Source organism: Trinickia sp. Y13, assembly GCF_029522115.1.
GTDB lineage: Bacteria > Pseudomonadota > Gammaproteobacteria > Burkholderiales > Burkholderiaceae > Trinickia.
On record NZ_JAKWFK010000001.1, the window covers coordinates 588,563 to 602,739 of the forward strand.

Annotated in this window: 11 protein-coding genes; 9 read left to right on the top strand and 2 right to left on the bottom strand. The window is 63.7% G+C overall.

Annotated elements, in window-relative coordinates; all coding sequences use genetic code 11:
- Positions 1–26 precede the first annotated feature (26 nt).
- The 5 genes from MMB74_RS02575 to MMB74_RS02595 all read left to right on the top strand — a co-directional run bounded on the left by MMB74_RS02575 (position 27) and on the right by MMB74_RS02595 (position 5,584).
- Entirely contained in the window at positions 27–218 is a 192-nt protein-coding gene (locus tag MMB74_RS02575) for a DUF2065 domain-containing protein (RefSeq protein WP_277427016.1), read from the top strand.
- A 96-nt stretch (positions 219–314) separates the two neighbouring features.
- On the top strand, positions 315–1,481 hold the full coding sequence (locus tag MMB74_RS02580) for an ATP phosphoribosyltransferase regulatory subunit (RefSeq protein WP_277427017.1): 1,167 nt from the start codon (positions 315–317) through the stop codon (positions 1,479–1,481).
- A gap of 126 nt (positions 1,482–1,607) precedes the next feature.
- Positions 1,608–2,954, top strand: a complete 1,347-nt coding sequence (locus tag MMB74_RS02585) for an adenylosuccinate synthase (RefSeq protein WP_277427018.1) — start codon at positions 1,608–1,610, stop codon at positions 2,952–2,954.
- A gap of 3 nt (positions 2,955–2,957) precedes the next feature.
- Complete coding sequence (locus MMB74_RS02590; RefSeq protein WP_277427019.1) at positions 2,958–3,530, top strand: phosphoribosyltransferase; 573 nt, start codon at positions 2,958–2,960, stop codon at positions 3,528–3,530.
- Positions 3,531–3,691: 161 nt separating this feature from the next.
- Complete coding sequence (locus tag MMB74_RS02595; protein WP_277427020.1) at positions 3,692–5,584, top strand: potassium transporter Kup; 1,893 nt, start codon at positions 3,692–3,694, stop codon at positions 5,582–5,584.
- 188 nt (positions 5,585–5,772) lie between these two features.
- Here MMB74_RS02595 and MMB74_RS02600 read toward each other — a convergent pair whose 3' ends face one another.
- A complete protein-coding gene (locus MMB74_RS02600; protein ID WP_277427021.1) occupies positions 5,773–8,103 on the bottom strand; it encodes a Tex family protein in 2,331 nt (776 codons plus the stop codon).
- A 138-nt stretch (positions 8,104–8,241) separates the two neighbouring features.
- On the opposite strand from MMB74_RS02600, the gene MMB74_RS02605 reads away from it, so the two are divergent.
- The 3 genes from MMB74_RS02605 to MMB74_RS02615 all read left to right on the top strand — a co-directional run bounded on the left by MMB74_RS02605 (position 8,242) and on the right by MMB74_RS02615 (position 11,734).
- On the top strand, positions 8,242–9,057 hold the full coding sequence (locus MMB74_RS02605) for a colicin transporter (protein WP_277427022.1): 816 nt from the start codon (positions 8,242–8,244) through the stop codon (positions 9,055–9,057).
- An 84-nt stretch (positions 9,058–9,141) separates the two neighbouring features.
- Positions 9,142–9,357: a DUF465 domain-containing protein gene (locus MMB74_RS02610; protein ID WP_277427023.1), complete on the top strand. Its 216-nt coding sequence runs from the start codon at positions 9,142–9,144 to the stop codon at positions 9,355–9,357.
- Positions 9,358–9,460: 103 nt separating this feature from the next.
- Entirely contained in the window at positions 9,461–11,734 is a 2,274-nt protein-coding gene (locus MMB74_RS02615; RefSeq protein ID WP_277427126.1) for an ATP-dependent DNA helicase, read from the top strand.
- A 194-nt stretch (positions 11,735–11,928) separates the two neighbouring features.
- On the opposite strand, the gene MMB74_RS02620 is transcribed toward MMB74_RS02615, so the two are convergent.
- Positions 11,929–12,798: an outer membrane protein assembly factor BamD gene (locus MMB74_RS02620; protein ID WP_277427024.1), complete on the bottom strand. Its 870-nt coding sequence runs from the start codon at positions 12,796–12,798 to the stop codon at positions 11,929–11,931.
- A 47-nt stretch (positions 12,799–12,845) separates the two neighbouring features.
- On the opposite strand from MMB74_RS02620, the gene MMB74_RS02625 reads away from it, so the two are divergent.
- Positions 12,846–14,045 carry an RluA family pseudouridine synthase gene (locus MMB74_RS02625; RefSeq protein WP_277427025.1) on the top strand — a complete coding sequence of 400 codons (1,200 nt, stop codon included), beginning with the start codon at positions 12,846–12,848 and terminating at the stop codon, positions 14,043–14,045.
- Positions 14,046–14,177 lie beyond the last annotated feature (132 nt).

The following is a 14,177-nucleotide window of genomic DNA, read 5'->3' on the forward strand; positions in this document are numbered from 1 at the left end:
GTTGGATCGGCGGCGCCGTCATCCCCATGGACATGGCCGGTTCGTTACTGCTCGCGATCGCACTGATGCTCATCATCGAGGGCATGTTCCCGTTCGTCTTTCCGAAAGCGTGGCGCGACACGTTTCGTAGAATAGCGGAACGGCCGGCGCATCATATCCGCATCGGTGGCCTGATCGTCATGGCGCTTGGCTTGTTGTTGCTCGTCGCCGCCACCTGAACGCTACGATGACGATCGCCCTTGGCGCTTCGCGCTTTGCTTGACCCGCTTTCGGCTGCGCGTTGTGCGGCCCATTAACGTTGTAGGACAGAACCGATGTCGACCTGGCTGCTTCCCGAAAATATCGCCGACGTGCTGCCCTCCGAGGCGCGCAAAATCGAAGAACTGCGGCGCGCGCTGCTCGATCGTTTTCGCACGTACGGGTATGAGATGGTGATGCCGCCGCTGCTCGAGTATCTCGAATCGTTGCTGACCGGCGGCGGCACCGACTTGAACTTGCGCACCTTCAAGCTCGTCGATCAATTGTCGGGACGAACGCTAGGGCTGCGCGCCGATACCACGCCGCAAGTGGCGCGCATCGACGCGCACTTGCTCAACCGCCAAGGCGTGACGCGGCTGTGCTATGCCGGTAGCGTGTTGCACACGAGGCCGCGCGGGTTGCACGCGACGCGCGAGCAAATTCAGATCGGCGCCGAAATATACGGTCACGCGGGCCTCGAAGCCGATCTCGAAGTTCAGCAACTGATGTTGGACGTGCTGCGCTTGGCCGGGATTGCCGATGTCCGGCTCGATTTGTGTCATGCGGGCGTGCTGCTCGAATTGTTCGAGCGCGACCCGCTTGCCGCCGAGCGCGGCGAAACGCTTTACGAGGCGCTCGCGGGCAAGGATGTACCGCGTATCGCGGAGCTCACGCAAGACTTGAATCCGACGGTACGCGACGCGCTGCGCGCGCTGCCATCGCTGTATGGCGACGCTTCGGTGCTCGAACTCGCGCGCCGACAGTTGCCGCAATGGCCGGCCATCACGCGCGCGCTCGACGATTTGACGTTCCTCGCGACGCACGTCGAAGGGGCGCAGGCGGCGATCGACCTGGCCGACCTTCGGGGCTACGCCTATCACAGCGGCGTGATGTTCTCTGCATACGTCGATGGCGTGCCGAACGCGCTCGCGCGCGGGGGGCGTTACGATCACGTCGGTCAAGCCTACGGGCGCGCGCGGCCGGCCACGGGCTTCTCGCTCGACTTGCGCGAGATCGCGCGAATCTCGCCGATCGAGGCCCGCAGCAGTGCGATCCTCGCGCCGTGGAAGCACGACGATGTGTTGCGCGAGCGCGTCGCCGCGCTGCGCGATGCCGGCGAAGTCGTGATCCAAGCGTTGCCGGGGCACGATCACGCACTCGACGAGTTCGCCTTCGACCGCGTGCTCGTCGAGCGCGAAGGCGCTTGGCTGGTCGAGGCGCGCCCGTTGCAAGCGGGCGGTTGATCCAGGCGATCGAAGCATGCCCGGGCAGGGCGTGCGAATGGTCCATGCTGTTGAAGCGAAACGGAAAAATTCGGACGCTTCGGCGAACATGGGTAGAATACGTTTTTAACCAGCTAACGAAACAACATGTCTGCCAGTGCAGTGAACGCGGCCCCGGGGCGCAACGTCGTCGTCGTCGGGACCCAGTGGGGTGATGAAGGCAAAGGCAAGATCGTCGACTGGCTGACGGACCACGCGCAAGGCGTCGTGCGTTTCCAGGGCGGTCACAATGCCGGCCATACGCTCATCATCGGTGGCAAGAAAACGATCTTGCGCCTCATTCCGTCGGGCATCATGCGCGCGGGCGTCGCTTGCTACATCGGCAATGGCGTCGTGCTCTCGCCCGAAGCGTTGTTCAAGGAAATCGAAGAACTCGAAGCTGCTGGCGTCGACGTGCGCAAGCGCCTGTTCATTTCCGAAGCGACCACGCTGATCCTGCCTTACCACATTGCGATCGACCAGGCGCGCGAGGCGCGTCGCGGTGCGGGCAAGATCGGCACGACGGGGCGCGGGATCGGGCCGGCTTACGAAGACAAGGTCGGCCGCCGCGCGTTGCGCGTGCAAGATCTATTCGCGCCGGCTGCGTTCTCGGAGCGCTTGCGCGAAGTCCTCGATTTCCATAATTTCGTGCTGACCCAATATCTGGGGGCATCGGCCGTCGACTTCCAACAAACGCTCGATACGATGCTCGGCTACGCCGAGCGCCTGGCGCCGATGGTGGCGGACGTATCGCGACGCCTGTACGACGAGAACGCTGCCGGCCGCAACCTGCTGTTCGAGGGTGCACAGGGCACTTTGCTCGACGTCGATCACGGCACGTATCCCTTCGTGACGTCGAGCAACTGCGTCGCGGGGGCCGCATCGGCGGGCGCCGGCGTCGGGCCGCAAAAGCTGCATTACGTCCTCGGTATCACCAAGGCGTACTGCACGCGTGTTGGCTCGGGCCCCTTCCCGAGCGAACTGTATGACGCCGATAACCCGCAGCGGCAAGCTGCAATCGGGGTCACCCTCGCGAACGTCGGCAAGGAGTTCGGCTCCGTCACGGGCCGGCCGCGCCGCACGGGGTGGCTCGATGCCGCGGCGCTGCGCCGTTCGATTCAAATCAACGGCGTGTCGGGCCTGTGCATCACGAAGCTCGACGTGCTCGATGGCCTCGATGAAGTGAATCTGTGCGTCGGCTACAAGATCGACGGCAAGAGCGTGGATCTGCTTCCGCGCGGGGCGGCCGAGGTTGCGCGCTGCGAACCCGTCTACGAGACGTTCGCGGGCTGGAAGGAAAGCACGATCGGCATCACGCAGTGGAGCCAGCTTCCGGCCAACGCGCAGGCCTATCTCTCGCGTGTGCAAGAGGTGGCAGGCATACCGATCGATATGATCTCCACGGGCCCCGATCGCGACGAAACGATCTTGCTGCGCCATCCGTTCAAGGCTTGAAGGATGACGCAGAACATGACGATGATCGCCATGACCGATCCGCGCAACGACGACAAGAATCTCTGGGTGAGCTGGGACGAATACCACCGGCTCATCGAGTTGCTTGCGCTCACGGTGCATGAATCGGGCTGGAAGTTCGACCAAATCCTTTGCTTGGCGCGAGGCGGTTTGCGCGTTGGCGATCAGCTTTCGCGCATTTACGACTTGCCGCTTGCGATCCTCGCGACGAGTTCGTATCGCGAGGCGGCCGGGACGCAACAGGGCGAACTCGATATCGCGCAATACATCACGATGACGCGTGGCGATCTATCGGGCAACGTGCTGCTCGTCGACGATCTCGTCGATTCGGGCGTCACGCTGGCGCGGGTTCAGCAGCACTTGAAAGAGCGCTATCCGGCCGTCGCCGCGGTGCGCTCCGCCGTGCTTTGGTACAAGGGCTGTTCCAAGGTCAAGCCCGACTATTTCGTCCAATCTTTGCCCACGAACCCTTGGATTCACCAGCCGTTCGAGGAGTGGGACACCGTCCGGCCGCACAATTTGGGCGCGTGGATCAAACGTGGCGTCGCCCAGGATTGACCTGCGGCACGCAAGTTGCGTTTATTTGGGTGTTGCCACTACGAGCGCATCGACGATAGAGCGGAGTCGGTCGACCCCGCTCTTTTTATGTGTATCCGCCCTCGATGCACCGCTAGAATAGCGCTCGGTGCCGGCTGATCCGGTACGAATCGCTTGCGTTTATGACACAAAACAACCACGACAACCTTCGTCAGCACTCCTTGCCGGCGCTTGCCCTGGCGGCCATTGGCGTCGTATTCGGTGACATCGGCACGAGCCCGCTGTATGCGCTCAAGGAAGCGTTCAGTCCCGCGCACGGGATTGCGCTGACCGATCATTCGATTCTCGGCGTGATCTCGCTGCTGTTCTGGGCGATCGTCGTCGTTGTGTCGATCAAGTATGTGCTGTTCGTGATGCGCGCCGACAACAACGGCGAGGGCGGCGTGCTCGCCTTGATGGCGCTGTCGTTGCGGCCGTTTTCCTCGAAGTCGCGCGTGACGGGCGTGTTGATGATGCTCGGCATCTTTGGCGCATGCATGTTCTATGGCGACGCCGTGATCACGCCCGCCATCTCGGTGATTTCCGCGGTCGAAGGCCTCGAGATCGCCACGCCGCATCTGTCTCATCTCGTTTTGCCCATCACGATGGTGATTCTCGTTGCGCTGTTTTGGATTCAGCGGCACGGCACCTCGCTCGTCGGGAAACTATTCGGCCCCATCATGCTCGTGTGGTTCGCCACGCTCGCATTGCTCGGGGTCAACCATATTGCCCGCGCGCCGCAGGTCATCGCGGCGCTCAATCCGTATTACGCGTTGTCGTTCATGCATGCGCACATGCTGCAGGCGTATGTGGTGCTCGGTTCCGTATTCCTCGTGCTGACGGGCGCCGAAGCGCTCTATGCCGATATGGGCCACTTTGGCGCACGCCCGATTCGCCTCGCATGGTATTTGCTGGTCATGCCGGCGCTGGTGCTCAACTACTTCGGTCAAGGTGCATTGCTGATGCAAGACCCGAAGGCGATCGCGAACCCGTTTTTCTTGATGGCGCCACAGTGGGCGCTCCTGCCGTTGGTCGTTTTGTCCACGGTCGCGACGGTGATCGCGTCTCAGGCGGTGATTTCCGGCGCGTATTCGCTGACGAGCCAAGCGATTCAGCTCGGCTACGTGCCGCGCATGAAGGTGCTTCACACATCGGAACTGGCGATTGGCCAAATCTATGTGCCTGTCGTGAACTGGTTGTTGTTGTTCATCATTCTGTGCGTCGTGGTCGGCTTCAAGAGTTCGGATAGCTTGGCCGCCGCATACGGCATCGCCGTCACCACCACGATGGTGATCACGACGGTGCTTGCCTGCGTCGTCATGGTCAAGGTTTGGAATTGGAACAAGGCGCTGGTCGCGATCATCATCGCGGCGTTCACGGCGGTGGACCTCGCGTTTTTCGGGGCGAACCTGCTCAAGGTGGCCGAGGGCGGTTGGCTGCCGCTCGGCATTGGCGCCATGCTCTTTTTCTTGCTGATGACGTGGTACAAGGGGCGCATGCTCGTGAAGGAGCGCACCGCGGCCGATGGTATCCCGCTGGCCCCGTTCGTCCAGGGGTTGCTCGCGCATCCGCCTCATCGCGTGTCCGGCACGGCCATCTATCTGACCGGCAGCGATTCGCTCGTACCCGTCAGCTTGCTGCACAACCTCAAACACAACAAGGTGTTGCACGAGCGGACCATCTTTTTGACGTTCCTGACCCGCGATATCCCCTACGTCAAAGAGAACGATCGCATCACGCTCAAAGACGTCGGCGGCGGTTTGTATCTCGTCAGGGCCGCTTACGGTTTCAACGAAACGCCCGACGTCAAGGCGGTGCTCTTCGAACTCGAACGCGGCTATGGTATGCAATTCGAGCTCATGGATACGTCGTTCTTCCTCGCCCGCGAGACGGTCGTGCCGACACAACTGCCGGGCATGTCCATCTTGCGGGAGCGCGTGTTCGCGTGGATGCATCAAAACGCGGCGAAGCCTACGGATTTCTTCCGCATTCCCGCGAATCGGGTCGTAGAACTCGGCACGAAGATCGAAATTTGATCGTCGTGGGAATCGTATCGGGCGGTGCAGCCGGATAGAGTTGAAAAAATAAAAGCCCGCGTCTGTGCGCGATTCGTTCACAGGCGCGGGCTTTTTTGCGGCTTCGATTTCAACCGTTGACGACGCTTGCTCGGGTAGCCGCCGCGGTACGACGGCGGCTACCCCAAGCGCAGGGTGCGCCGAACCGCTCAGCGCTGCTTGAGCTTGGCGAAGGCGGCGGCCATTGCGCCGCCCGGCTCCGGCTCGCGCGCGCGTTGCGGGCCGCGGCCGGGGCCATTCGGGCGGCTTGCGCCGCGCTCATCGCGCGGGCCGCTGCGCGATGCCGGTGCCGCGTCGTCGTCCAGACGCATCGTCAGCGCAATGCGCTGGCGCTTCACGTCGACATCCAGCACTTTGACCTTCACGACTTGGCCCGCCTTCACGACTTCATGCGGATCCTTGATGAACTTCGTCGATAACGCTGAGACGTGCACGAGCCCGTCTTGATGCACGCCGATATCGACGAACGCACCGAACGCTGCGACGTTGGTGACGACGCCTTCCAGCACCATTGCCGGCGCGAGGTCCGAAATTTTCTCGACGCCTTCGCGGAACGTCGCCGTCTTGAATTCCGGACGAGGATCGCGGCCGGGCTTTTCCAATTCAGCAAGGATGTCACGGACCGTTGGCAGACCGAAGCGATCGTCGACGAACTCGGTGGGCGACAAACCCGCGAGCGCTTCGCGCTTGCCGAGCACATCGCCGATCTGCTTGCGGATCTTCGCCAGCATGCGCTCGACCACGGGGTAGGCTTCCGGGTGCACCGACGACCGGTCGAGCGGGTTCTCTCCACCGTTGATGCGTAGGAAGCCGGCGGCTTGCTCGAAGGTCTTGTCGCCCAGGCGCGGGACTTTGCGCAGATGCTCGCGCGAGGGGAACGGCCCGTTGGCGTCGCGATATTCCACGATGTTGCGTGCGAGCGTGCTGTTCAACCCCGATACGCGAGCGAGCAGCGCGACCGACGCCGTATTGGCATCCACGCCCACCGCGTTCACGCAGTCTTCCACCACGGCGTCGAGCGAACGCGCGAGTTCGCGCTGATTGACGTCGTGCTGATACTGGCCGACTCCGATTGCCTTGGGCTCGATTTTGACGAGCTCGGCCAGCGGGTCTTGCAGTCGGCGCGCGATCGAAACGGCGCCGCGCAACGAAACATCGAGGTCGGGGAATTCTTTCGCAGCGAGTTCCGATGCCGAATAAACCGACGCGCCGGCTTCGGAGACGACGATCTTTTGCAACTTGAGTTCCGGATGCCGCGCGATCAGCTCGCTCGCCAGCTTGTCCGTTTCGCGCGAGGCGGTGCCGTTGCCGATGCTGATCAGTTCCGCCTGCGTTTGCGCCGCCAGCCGCGCGAGTTTCGCGATGGAGCCATCCCAGTCCCGGCGCGGCTCGTGCGGGTAGATCGTATCGGTGGCGAGTACCTTGCCCGTGCGATCGACCACCGCCACTTTGACGCCCGTGCGCAAGCCCGGATCGAGGCCGATGACAGCCTTGGGACCCGCCGGCGCGGCGAGCAGCAAATCCTTCAGGTTGCGGGCGAAGACTCGGATCGCCTCATGCTCGGCCGTCTCGCGCAGCTGCGTGAGCAATTCGTTTTCGAGATGAGGCTGCACCTTGACGCGCCAGCACCAGCGGCAGACATCGGAGAGCCATTTGTCGGCCGGACGATTTTGATTCGAGATGCCGGCATGGCGCGCGATCATCGCTTCGCACGGATGCGGCACTTGTGCGTCGAGCTCTTCTCCGAGGCCGAGCTTGATCATCAGCACGCCGGCATTGCGACCGCGGAAGAGGGCCAGTGCGCGGTGCGAAGGCACGGTCTTCAAGGTCTCCGCGTAATCGTAGTAGTCGCGGAATTTCTCGCCTTCCTCGTTCTCCTTGCCCTCGACGACCGACGACGAAACGACGCCGCGCTCGGTCAGGTAGTCGCGCAATTTGCCGAGCAGTTCCGCCGTTTCGCCGAATTGCTCGGACAGGATGTCGCGCGCGCCGTCGAGCGCCGCTTTGACGTCGGCGACGCCTTTTTCGGCGTCCACATAGGCCGCCGCTTCGGTTTGAGGATCCAGGCGCGGATCGGCGAGCAGCGCTTGCGCCAGCGGTTCGAGCCCCGCCTCGCGCGCGATTTGGGCGCGAGTGCGGCGCTTGGGCTTGTAGGGCAGGTAGAGATCCTCGAGCGCTTGCTTGCTATCCGCGGTTTCGATCGCGGTGCGCAACTCGTCGGTCAGCTTGCCTTGCTCCTCGATACTCGCGAGGATCGTCGCGCGCCGCTCTTCCATTTCGCGCAGATACAGCAGGCGCTCTTCGAGATGACGCAACTGCGTGTCGTCCAGATTGCCGGTGACTTCCTTGCGGTAGCGGGCAATGAACGGCACGGTTGCGCCTTCGTCGAGCAGTTGCACGGCCGCGGCGACCTGGCGCGGCTGTACGGTCAATTCGGTGGCGATGCGCTGTACGATCTTAAGAGCTACGGAGTCCGTCATAGAAGATGCGTGTGCCTGCTGGGCCCCCTGCGGCGCGCACGGCGCAAGCCGGAACGCTGGCCCGGGGCCGGGTTGCTGAAGCGGCGCATTTTGCCACAAATGCTCGGGCGCCCGAGCGCGGGTGTTAGAATTTCGACCATGTTCCGATCCCCGCCTACGACGTTGCCAACCACCCGTTTGTCAGTCGCCCTGCGTGCCGCCGTATTGGCCGCGGCGGCATCTGCCGTGCCGTTTTGCATGTCCATGCCCGCGCGCGCGCAAGCCGTGCCGGAAGGGCAACCCGCGCCTGCACCGATCGCGAGCGATGCGGCGTCGGCGGGCGCGCCCGATTTCAGCTCGCGTCAGCAAGCGCTCGACGATCGCACGGCCGAGAACGAGTACGCGTACGGCGTTGCCGTGCATGACTGCTATAGCAAATTCTTCGTCAACGCGTGCATCAACCGGGCGCGCGACAAGATGCGCGAGGTGCGCGCGAAGATCCGGGCCGAGCAACTGGCGCTGGACGAGGAGCGCCGTTCCGTGCATGCGCGGCAACGCGACGAGCAAGACGCGCTGCGGCGCGAACGCGATGCCGCGCAAGCCCCGCAGCGTGCGTCGAGCGCCGCCCGCAACGAGCAAGCGTACGAGGACAAGCAGCGCCAGCATGCGCTGGACGAAGCGCGACGCAATGCCGAGGCGCCGCAACGGGCCGCCGATCAAGCGGCATACGATCGGAAGCAGGCCGATTTCCAGCGCAAGCTCGACGAGGCCCGGCGCAACGCGGCGCAGGATGCGAAGGAGCGCGCCGAACGTGCGCAGCACTTCTCGCAAAAGCAAGTCGATGCACAGCAGCACAAGGCGGATGTCGAAGCCCGTCAGAAGCAGGCTGCGCAGAAGGCACAGGAAAAGCAGGAGCAGCAGATGCAGCAGCAGGAACAGCAAAAGCGCTTGCAGCAGGAGAAAGAAAGCGACTGACGCAAGTGGGTTTTTGCTGGACGGCAACCTCAGGCGTGGCGGCTGCATGGGCGGCTTCCCGCCTACCGAACCGAGGAGGCGACCATGCGCGGCCATCAGGCGATCCAACCGGACATGCTACGCGACCGCATCTTGCAGTTGCAGTCGGAGCATAGCGAACTCGATCGCATGATCGACAAATTGGCGGACTCGTCGGATATTACCGACCTCGAGCTGCGTCGCCTGAAAAAGCGCAAGCTCAAAGTCAAAGACGACATCTTGTTGCTGCAATTGCAGCTCGAACCGGACAGGCACGCGTAAGCGGCGAGCGGGCAGGCGTTTGCGCCGCGCGCTCTGCGCCGGTCATTGCAGGGAAATGCTTGCCTTGAATTCACCGCTCGATGCCTCTTCCGACGCGCCGCGCATGCCGGCGCCGACCTTGCCCGAGGGGGCTAACGATCACGCCGCGCAACCGGCGCCGCAGGTGCGTAAGCCGCACGCGTTGGCTGTCGCGCTCGCGCCGCGCCGGCGCGCCGAACTCGATGCCATCTTTGCCGGCGACGGGCTGCTCGCGCGCACCATCGAGGGCTATCGGCCGCGTGCGTCGCAGATCGAAATGGCATGCGCGGTGGCCGCAGCCATGGAGGCGTCGGGTCGCGCCATGCCCGAGCCCGCGATGTTCGAAGCACAGCGCCGTCCGGCGCGCCGCTTGCGCGCCGATGCCGATGCGCGGACCGAGCCCGGTGGCGATACGCCCGCGTCCGGCACAGAGGACGAAGGCGCTGCCGGCGAAAACACCTTGATCGTCGAAGCGGGCACCGGCACCGGCAAGACCTTCGCTTACCTCGTGCCCGCCATGCTATGGGGCGGCAAAGTCATCGTCTCGACGGGCACCAAGCACCTTCAGGATCAGCTTTTCCAGCGCGACATTCCGACCGTGCGCGACGCACTCGCGGTGCCGGTGTCGGTGGCCATGCTCAAGGGGCGCGCGAACTACCTGTGTCATTACTATCTGCAGCGCACCGCCGATAACGGCAGGTTGCCGTCGCGGCAGGACACCGCGTATCTGCAAGATATCGTGCGGTTCGCCAAGATCACGCGCACGGGAGACAAGGCGGAACTCGCGAGCGTCCCTGAGACGTCTTCCGTTTGGCCGATGGTGACTTCTACCCGGGAGAACTGCCTCGGCCAGGAGTGCCCGCACTACAAAGAATGCTTCGTGATGCAGGCGCGCCGCGAAGCGCAGCAAGCGGATATCGTGGTCGTCAATCACCACCTGTTTTTCGCGGACATCATGCTGCGCGATACGGGCATGGCCGAATTGCTGCCGACGGCCAATACCGTGATCTTCGACGAAGCCCATCAGTTGCCGGAGACGGCGACCCTATTTTTCGGCGAAACGCTATCGACGGCGCAGTTGCTCGAACTTGCGCGCGACACGGTTGCCGAAGGACTCGCGCATGCGCGAGATGCGGTCGAATGGGTCAAGCTCGGGGCGGGACTCGAGCGAGCGGCTCGCGACGTACGGCTTGCGTTCAAGGACGATACGCTGCGCGTGTCCGCTGCCCAGCTTGGCGAGGACCACGCCCTCTACGGCGCGCTCGATGCGTTGGAGGGCGCGCTGGAGGCGCTGGCAACGGCGCTCGCTGGTCAAGCCGAACGTGCGGAATCGTTGGGCGCCTGCCTGCGCCGCGCACGCGAACTGCAAGATCAGCTCGGTCGATGGACAGCCCTGCCCGCGGGCGAAGACGATGCGAACGCGGCATCGCAACGAACCGGTTCGCCGGCGACGGGCGAGGGCGCTGCGAAGGGCGATGTGGACGAGCGCATCCGATGGGTGGAGGTGTTCTCGCACTCCGTGCAACTGCATGAAACGCCGCTTTCCGTTGCGCCGATCTTCGCCAAGCAGCGGGCAGGCGTGCCTCGCGCGTGGATCTTTACGTCGGCGACGCTGTCCGTGCGTGGCGACTTCACGCATTACGCCGCGCAGATGGGGCTCGACGCGCGCCGCTCGATGACGCTGCCGAGTCCGTTCGACTATGGCACGCAAGCGTTGCTTTATGTGCCGCGCAACTTGCCTCAACCGTCTTCTCCCTCATTCACCGATGCCGTTTTCGAAGCGGCGCTCCCGGCGATCGAAGCCGCGGGCGGCGGCGTGTTCTTTCTATGCACGACGCTGCGAGCCGTCGACCGCATCGCTGGGAAGTTGCGCGATGTCATCGAAGCGCGCGGCTGGTCGATGCCGCTTTTGACACAGGGCGATGCGAGCCGCACGGAGTTGCTCGATCGCTTCCGCGCCTACGGCAATGCGATTCTCGTGGGCAGCCAGAGCTTTTGGGAAGGCGTCGATGTGCGCGGCGACGCATTGTCGCTCGTCGTCATCGATAAGCTGCCTTTTGCGCCGCCTGACGATCCCGTGCTGTCGGCGCGGCTCGATGCGTTGACAAAGAAGGGCCTGAGTCCGTTTGCCGTTCACCAATTGCCGCAAGCGGTGATCACGTTGAAGCAGGGCGCGGGGCGTTTGATCCGAGCGGAAACGGATCGCGGCGTATTGATGATTTGCGATACCCGGCTCGTCGATAAGCCGTACGGCCGCCGTATCTGGCAGAGCCTACCGCCGTTCAAGCGCACCCGCGAAATCGATGTCGTGCGGGAGTTCTTTGCGCAGACGGAGCAACAGAACGCGCAAGACGCATAAAAGCGTGCCGTCCGGTTCTGCCGTGCGTGACGCAGGTTGGGTAGTGCACAGCGGAAGCTGCGGCCCCCTTACCGCTCGCCCGGTGTGAACGTCGCGGCACAGCCGACCAAAACAAAACCGGCCCTAGAGTTATGCCCTAGAGGCCGGTTTTGTTTTTTCGCCGCAAAAACGCCGAGCGTACGCTCAGCTAGGCGTTAGAACTGCCACCACGACTTTTGCGTACCCGGGCGAGCGTGGCCCGTGATGTACGGACTGTCGGGGAACGTGCCCGCGAGCACGCGGCGCGTATCGTCGGCGAGCTTCGTTTCGTTCAGCTTCGTGTACGACAAGATCATGAGATGAAGCGCATCTTCGATCGCGGGCGCGTTCTTGTACTCCTTGATCGCCAACTGCGCACGATTGATGGCGGCCACGTAGGCGCCGCGGCGATAGTAGTAATCGGCCGCATGCACCTCGTACGAGGCGAGCGCGTTGACGATATAGCGCATGCGCGCCGCCGCATCGGGCGCGTATTTGCTTTTCGGGTATTTGTCGACCACGATCTTGAATGCATCGTACGACTCGCGCAGCGACTTCGGATCGCGCTCGCTCATGTCCTGACCGGAAAAGCGGCCGAACAGACCCAAATCGTCGTTGAAGTGGATCATGCCCTTCAGATAGTACGCGTAGGCGATATCGGGGTGATCCGGGTGCAGCGCGATGAAGCGGTCGACTGCCTGATCGGCGGCGGCCGTTTCGCTGTCTTTCCAGTCGCAATAGGCGACGTTGATCTGCGCTTGTTGCGCAAAGTGCCCGAACGGATCGCGACCCTCGAGCGCTTCGAAATACTTGGCGCACTTGCCCCAATCGCCGCCGCTCAAAGCGTCTTGGGCCTCCGAGTATAATTTGTTGTTTGGCCAGGCGGCCGTCTCGTCGGTCTTTTGCGGCAGGCCGTGGCAACCGGCCACGAGCACCGCGGCAGCGGCGAGGGCCAGGCCGGCCGAAGCGGATTGAAGCGCACGCTTAGCCGCGCGGCTCGCTGCGCACGAGGCCGTGCGCATCATGGTGTTGAGGGCTCGCCGCATTTCTCCATGCATCCTAGCAATCAGTCTCACTCAGTGATCCAGTTTCAATGACCCGCACACGTGCTTCCGGCAACATGCTCGGCCCTATCGATAGAAGCGACGATTATAGCCGAAGCGCCGGCCCCGCCGACGCGCGAGCAGACGATACCGGCCCGGGTCGTTCGATCGGGCGCGCCGGCGCTTCGCAGCAAGCGAGCGCGCCGTCGCCTCGCGTGGCGCTCGTGCCGGATGCGCTCGCGGGCGAGCGCCTGGACAAAGTGCTTGCCAAAGTGTTTCCCGAATTTTCTCGCAGCCGCTTGCAGAGCTGGACCGAAGCGGGGCGGGTGCTGCTGAACGGCGCGCCGGCCAAAGTGCGGCAGGCCGTGCCGCTTGGCGCGCGCATCGAGCTCACGCCCGATCTGCTGCCCGAGCAGCTTGCGTTCACCCCCGAGCCCGTGCCGCTTCGCATCGTGTACGAAGACGACGCGCTGGTCGTCATCGACAAGCCTGCTGGGCTCGTCGTGCACCCCGCCGCGGGAAACTGGAGCGGCACGATCCTCAATGGCTTGCTGCATCGCTACCCCGACGCGGCGGGATTGCCGCGGGCCGGCATCGTTCATCGGCTGGACAAGGAGACGTCGGGGCTCATGGTGGTGGCACGCACGCTCGAGGCGCAGACCGATCTCGTGCGTCAGTTGCAGGCGCGCACGGTGAAGCGCCGCTACGTCGCGCTCGTGTGGGGCGCCATGCCCGAGGAAGGGATCATCGACGCCCCCATCGGACGCGATCCGCGCGAGCGCACGCGCATGGCCGTCGTCGCCGGGGCCACGGGCAAGCGCGCGCGTACGCGGTTTCGCCTCGTCGATCGAACGGTCTGGAATCAACAGACCATCAGCGCCATCCATTGCGACTTGGAGACGGGGCGCACGCATCAGATTCGTGTCCACTGCGCCCACGCCGGGCATCCGCTGCTGGGCGACCCGGTCTACGGCAATGCGCGCGGGCGTCGCTCGAGCGCGCCGCTGCCGGGCGGTTTCTCAAGACAAGCGCTGCATGCGTGGCGACTCGGTCTCGTGCATCCGAGCTCGGGGCGCGCGATGCGCTGGCGCGCCGATTTGCCCGAGGATATGACCGTGCTGATCGAGGCGTTGGGATTCGGGCAAGATGGCGCGGCCCTCGAGGCCGACGAGGCGGATGATGACGATGCGTATGAAGGATTCGAAAGCGGATACGAGGATGAGCCGGAAGACGATGCCGACATCGAATGAGCGTGCGGCGGCGTGCTTCGGATAGGAGCGGGCGCGCGCTTATCGGGCAACAAGCAACAAGCAACGAGCAACGAGCAACGAGCAACGAGCAACGAGCAACGAGCAACGAGCAACGAGCAACACACGATCACC